The sequence below is a fragment of the Candidatus Neomarinimicrobiota bacterium genome, from assembly GCA_041862535.1.
GTDB lineage: Bacteria > Fidelibacterota > Marinisomatia > SCGC-AAA003-L08 > TS1B11.
The window spans coordinates 1-5,459 of the sequence record JBGVTM010000355.1 but is presented as its reverse complement, the minus strand read 5'-3'; the positions used below and the strand labels follow the sequence as shown (position 1 = coordinate 5,459).

The window sequence follows — 5,459 nt, the reverse complement described above, 5'->3', positions numbered from 1 at the left end:
GCTGGTATTCACGCTCTTTTTCGTTGGTGGGTCAGCCGGCTCTACCGGCGGCGGGATCAAGGTGATTCGGATCATGGTGGTGCTCAAATATATCGTGGCTGAAATGCGCAAGCTGGTTCATCCGCATGCTATCATTCCGGTGAAGGTGGGTAACTATAACATTCCGGATCAAGTGATTCGCAACACCCTGGGATTTCTGCTGTTCTATCTGGGCATTTTTCTGGTGATAGCCTTGATACTGAGTTTTTTCAACCTGGACATGATGACGGCCCTGAGCGCCTCGGCGTCGGCATTGGGGAATATCGGCCCGGCTTTTGGCGGGGTGGGACCCTACGATCACTATGGCTGGCTGGCCGATGGTGCCAAGTGGGTGCTCTGCTTTGCGATGCTTCTCGGTCGGCTGGAAATCTTCACCGTCATGGTACTCTTCGGCCGGACGTTCTGGAAATAGACTCCTTAGCAAATAAAAGGACACCTTTATGGATTTCATCAAGATCGATATCTCCGGTCCCGTGGCTACGATCACCATCGACCGTCAGGAGGCCCTGAATGCCCTGACGCCGCAGGTATTGGAGGAGTTGTCCCGGGCCCTGGACGAAGTGAACAGTGAGCAGGTGCGGGCGGTGATTCTTACGGGAGCGGGTGAGAAGGCCTTTGCAGCCGGGGCGGATATCAGGCAGTTTCCTTCTTTCAGTCCGCTGGAGGCCCAGGAGTTTGCCCGCCAGGGTCAAGCCCTGACCAGGAAGATTGAAGGATTCCCCAAGCCGGTCATCGCCGCGGTCAACGGTTTTGCCCTGGGGGGTGGTTGCGAGCTGGCCCTGGCTTGTCATCTGCGGGTGGCTTCGGAGCGGGCTAAATTCGGTCAGCCTGAGGTGAGCCTGGGGGTGATGGCGGGATTCGGCGGGTCACAGCGGCTGCCGCGTCTGATAGGGAAGGGGATGGCGCTGGAGCTGCTCACCACCGGCCGCATGGTGGAGGCTGACGAGGCCCTGCGCATCGGCCTGGTCAATGCCGTTACTTCGGTGGATGGATTGCTGCCCGCTTGCCAGAAGCTGGCCGAGCAGATTGCCCGGAAGGCGCCGAAGGCGGTGGAGCTGACCTTGCAGGCGGTGAACCACGGATTGAACATGCCCCTGGCAGAGGGGCTGGACCTGGAGGCCCGCCTTTTCGCCCTCACCTTCACTACCGAGGATATGCAGGAAGGCACCCGGGCCTTCATTGAGAAGCGGACGCCGGAGTTTACCGGCAAGTAGGGTATCGGGAGGGAGACCGTGAGTGCCACCGTTGATAAGCTGCCTTCAGGTAGAACCTTACTGAAATGCTTCAATCCGGCAACGGGGGAGCCCATCCGGGATCTGGAATGCCATAGCCTGGAAGCGGTTGATAAGGCCCTTGAGTGTCTGCGGCAGGCAGCGGTCAGTTACAACCGTTCCCCTGTCAGGGAGCGAATTAAGCTGGTGCGGCGGTTCCGAAAGGCCCTGGTGACCCATTTCGACCGGATTATTGAAACGATCTGCACCGAAACGGGGAAGAAATCCCCTGAAGGGCTAATCGAGGTATTTGCGGCGCTGGAGGTTATCCGGCACCAGGAACGGATCGCACCTTCGGTGCTCCGCCGCCAGTATCGCGCCAGCGGGGTCCTGGTACACAAGCGGGGTTATGTGGAATATCGTCCCCACGGTGTAGCGGCGGTGATTTCGCCGTGGAATTACCCTTTCGTGCTGATTGCAGCCCCGCTGGTTGAGGCGCTGCTGGCCGGCAATACTGTCATCGTCAAGCCGTCGGAATATGCCAGCCTGAACGCCCTGCTCATCAAGGAGCTTTTCGATGCGGCTACGGAGCGACCGGAGCTGTTCGAGGTAGTGTTGGGCACGGGTGACGTTGGCCAGCGGCTGGTGACCTCTTCCCTGACGGATGTTGTCTGCTTCACGGGGAGTACCAAGGTGGGGAAGCAGATCGCCCAGGCGTGTGCTGAGCGGCTCAAGCCGGTGGTCCTGGAGCTGGGCGGCAAAGACCCCATGATCGTGCTGGAGGATGCCAATCTCAAGCGGGCGGCGAAGTCGGCGGTATGGGGTGGTTTCACCAATGCGGGGCAGACCTGTATGGCTGTTGAGCGGGTATATGTCGTGAAGCAGGTATATGATGAATTCCTGATGTTAGTGCAGGCAGAGACAAAGAAGCTGACCGCCGGTGGTGCTCCCAAAGATGCTGTGGGTGCCGTGACGGTAGATGTGCAGTACGACAAGATCATAGACCATCTCAGGGATGCGGAAGCCAGGGGCGGCCGGGTAGAAATGTTTGGTGAACCTGATGGTCGGCATATACCTCCGGCCTTGATAACTGATGTAGACCATACGATGACCATCATGACCGATGAGACTTTCGGTCCCGAGCTGGCGGTGATGCCGGTTGCTTCTGAGGAGGAGGCGATCCGGAAGGCCAACGACAGCCGTTTCGGTCTCAGTGCATATATATTTACCGGCAACGAGCGGCGGGGCCGCCAGATCGCCCGTCAGCTGGTGTGTGGGACGGTGGTCCTGAATGACGTTATTGTTCAATACGGCTATGCTTCGCTTCCCTTTGGGGGTCATCGGGAGAGCGGCCTGGGCGCGGTCCACGGAGTAGAGGGGCTGCGCAATCTCTCGCGGCAGCAGGCGGTGGTGGGCAGCCGGATCAACTTGCCGATGGAGCTGTGGTGGTACGACCTGGGGCAGAAGACCTATGGCCTCTTGAGGAAGTTTATCAAGTTGTGGTATCGATAGGAAGATCGGTTTTGACAACGGCGCGATGTTGTATTAGCTTGCAGCATGTGGTTTCGCTTCCGAGCCCTTTCGCTATTCGTTGCTCTTCTTCTTTCCTCGGCGTCTTCGCAGGTTGATCCTCAACAGCTGGAAGCGGAAAACAATCCGTACCGCCGGGACGCCTATCCCAACTCGGGATTTGCATATCCCCCTATCCATCCCGATGGGAGACCTCCCCAATATCCCTGGCGCCCCCGGCCTGATAATCCGTATCGTAGTCTCCAGCCAGAGGATATCCCTGGATTAGCACCTTACCCTAACTACAGGCTCCGGCCGGGAGGTGGGATTGGATCCTCCCTTTATGCCCTTACTGATAGCGTACGCCCCGCTTGGGTCCGGGAGTACGGTTCGGATCTGGCTCCCAGCCACGATCAGGCAATCGACCTGGCTGTGGATAGCCGGAACAACGTGATCGTGACAGGTCATAGGTCACAACCGGATGGTGTGAGTGAATGGTATAGTATCAAGTACGACTCACTGGGCCGGCAGCTTTGGACTGCGCCCTTTGCCGGTATCGGCTATGGGCCCGCGACACCCTCAACTATTGTAGTGGATACCAAAGATAACATCTATATCGCTGGCACGACTTACGGGTTGGATTACGATGCCGATTATACCACGGTCAAGTATGATCCCGATGGATATGAGCAATGGGTGGCTCATTTCGACGGAAGCTCCCATGGTGATGACTTTGCACATGTGCTGGCAGTGGATGACAGCGGTAATGTGTTTGTGTCGGGAGCCAGCTGGTTCTCAGAATCAACCTTTGACTATGCTACTCTCAAATATGATCCAGATGGCGCCCTGCTATGGGAAGCTCGCTCCAGCTTCTCTAATTCCAGCTGGCTTAAAACCAGAATAACTGACATGGCTCTGGATCGGTCTGGCAATGTTGTGGTCACAGGTGGTTTATGGTATCAAGGTGGTGGCGATAAGTATGGCATGTATGCCACGGTGAAGTACGATGCCCGGGGAATCGAGCTCTGGGCTGCCGAGTATGGTGGTGATGGAAAACTCGAGGACTGTGCCAAAGCCCTGGCCGTGGATCGTGACGGTAACGTCTATGTTACCGGAGCCGGTGTATACAATCAGATTACGACGTTAAAATACACACCTGACGGACGATTGCTGTGGGAACGGGCTTATGGCGACTCCAGTACCTCTGCCGGTTCCATTTCCACATTGGCGGAGGGAGTGGCGGTGGAGATCGATTCAGCCGGGGATGTGATAGTGGCCGGTTATAACGTTGAGGAGGGGCCGGCTTACTTGGATGCTACGATCATCAAGTATAACGCCGATGGCGGAGAGCAATGGGTGGCCCATTACGACGGCGAGAACGAATACTCTCTTGATCGGGTAACGGACATGACCATAGACCCTGGTGGAGCTGTTTTTGTGACAGGTCAGAGTTCCAAGGGCAGTAAATATATCTATGCCACAGTCAAATTTAACGGCGACGGAAGCATAGCTTGGATCGCCAGGTACGAAGGCCCCCCTGGATATCTAAGGAGCTCACCAGTGGCCATCGCACTAGACCGAAGTGGCAACGTGTATGTCACCGGTTCGACCTGGAGCACCTATTCCAGCCGGCCTTGGGATTACGCCACGATCAAATATACACCTTCCGGAACGGAGGCCTGGGTCTCCTGCTACGATGGTGAGCGAGTTTCAAGGGATATTGCGAAGGATATTGCCTATGATCATTTGGGACAGGTCTATATTGCTGGATGCAGTTATACCGGTCCCAGCCGCCAGGATTTTCTGACGGCGAAATATCGGGCTGATGGTGTGCTGGCATGGGTGCGGCATTATAATGGGTGGGGAAGAGATGACGTTGCCAGTTCGATAGTCGTTGATCAAGCAGGCAGCGTGTATGTAACCGGTACCACTGTAGACCCGGTGGAGCGGATTGATTTTGCCACCCTCAAGTATAGTCCCGAAGGGAGCCTGGAGTGGGCGGCTCAATTCAGCGGCCACGCCCAGCGGGAAGACAATGCGTGGAAACTGGCTCTTGATCCCTTAGGGAATGTTTACGTCTTGGGAGATGCTTATGGTCCGGATACTACCCAAGATATTGTGATAGTGAAATATGATCCCTCAGGTCATGAAGTATGGACGGCCTGGTATGATGGTCCCGGCCGATCGTGGGAGTTTGCAGAAGACTTCCAAGTGGACTCCCAGGGGAATGTATATGTGGTGGGTATGGGTCACGGAGAGGATAGTGATGATGTGCTCTGGACCCTAAAATTAGACTTTAATGGTATGAGACAATGGGTTGCCACCTATACCGTACCGGAACAAGGGGATCTATCCGCCAGGACACTCAGAGTAGATGGCAGAGGTAATGTGATTGTATTGGGCAGTTCATGGCTCAATACTCATCCTGTTATTATCAAGTATAGTAATCGTGGGAAAATAATGTCGATAAGAGGAGGGGATATAAATCTTTTGCCATGGGATATGGCTGTCGACGATAATGGAAATATGCTTCTGATAGGCCATCGTGACTGGAGATATGAAATTATAATGAAATTGGCGGCTAATGGCATCCTTCAATGGGCGGACAGCCTGGAATATGTAATTTTCAATTCCCTGGGAGTGGATGGCATGGGCAATGTGTATGTCGGAGGTACTGCCCACAGTCACCCGATCAACAGT

Annotated in this window: 4 protein-coding genes; all 4 read left to right on the top strand. The window is 55.4% G+C overall.

What is annotated here, in order from left to right; translation table 11 throughout:
* The coding region (locus ACETWG_12755; protein MFB0517457.1) for a potassium transporter TrkG at positions 1-451 on the top strand (451 nt) is incomplete at its 5' end.
* 28 nt (positions 452-479) lie between these two features.
* On the top strand, positions 480-1,253 hold the full coding sequence (locus ACETWG_12750) for an enoyl-CoA hydratase/isomerase family protein (protein MFB0517456.1): 774 nt from the start codon (positions 480-482) through the stop codon (positions 1,251-1,253).
* An 18-nt stretch (positions 1,254-1,271) separates the two neighbouring features.
* The gene (locus ACETWG_12745) at positions 1,272-2,762 is read left to right on the top strand and encodes an aldehyde dehydrogenase family protein (GenBank protein ID MFB0517455.1); all 1,491 of its coding nucleotides are present in this window, start codon (positions 1,272-1,274) and stop codon (positions 2,760-2,762) included.
* Between the two features lie 45 nt (positions 2,763-2,807).
* Positions 2,808-5,459, top strand: a 2,652-nt coding sequence (locus ACETWG_12740) for an SBBP repeat-containing protein (protein MFB0517454.1), incomplete at its 3' end; no start/stop codon positions are given.